This is a genomic window from Thiocystis violacea, from assembly GCF_016583575.1.
Classification (GTDB): Bacteria; Pseudomonadota; Gammaproteobacteria; order Chromatiales; family Chromatiaceae; genus Thiocystis; species Thiocystis violacea.
On sequence record NZ_NRRG01000170.1, the window covers coordinates 1 to 610 of the forward strand.

General features: G+C 63.0%; 1 protein-coding gene. It reads right to left on the minus strand.

What is annotated here, in order from left to right:
- Positions 1-597 (minus strand): LysR family transcriptional regulator (locus CKO27_RS24025; RefSeq protein ID WP_200377422.1); only part of this gene is annotated, 597 nt, incomplete at its 3' end.
- Between the last annotated feature and the right edge of the window lie 13 nt (positions 598-610).

Sequence of the window (610 nt, forward strand, 5' to 3'; positions counted from 1 at the left end):
CCCCGACCCTTCCTCGCGACAGATGAAGGGGTAGTCGAGCACGCGCCGACAGGCGACGGGCCCCAGGGGCGCCAGGTCGTGGGCCGGCGGCACGATCGCGACCAGTTCGTCCTGCTTGCAGGTCTCGACCACGAGGTTGCGGTTGGACACCGGCGACTCGACCACGCCGAGATCGATCGCGTTGCGCTCGACCAGGGAGACGATACCCTCACTATTGGAGACCTTCAGGTGGATCGCGATCTCGGGATAGCGCTTCTTGAAGTCGCCGAGCAGGGTCGGAAGCATGTACTCGGCGATCGTCGTACTGGCACCGATCGTCAACGAGCCGCTGATGTCGCCGGTGAGCTCGCGCACGCCCTGCTCCATCTCGGCGTAGAGCGCGAAGATACGATCCGCATATTCGAATACCCGCTTACCGGCATCGGTCAAGCTGATGCGGTTGCGCCCCCGATCGAACAGCCGCGTGTTGAACTGCTCTTCCAGCTGTCGGACCTGAAAGGTCACCGCCGGCTGCGTCATATGCAGCGCTTCAGCCGCTTTCGTAAAGCTCATCAGCCGGGCAACGGTGTGAAACACCTGCAGTCTGCGGTCTGCCATGGTCTCCTCAATG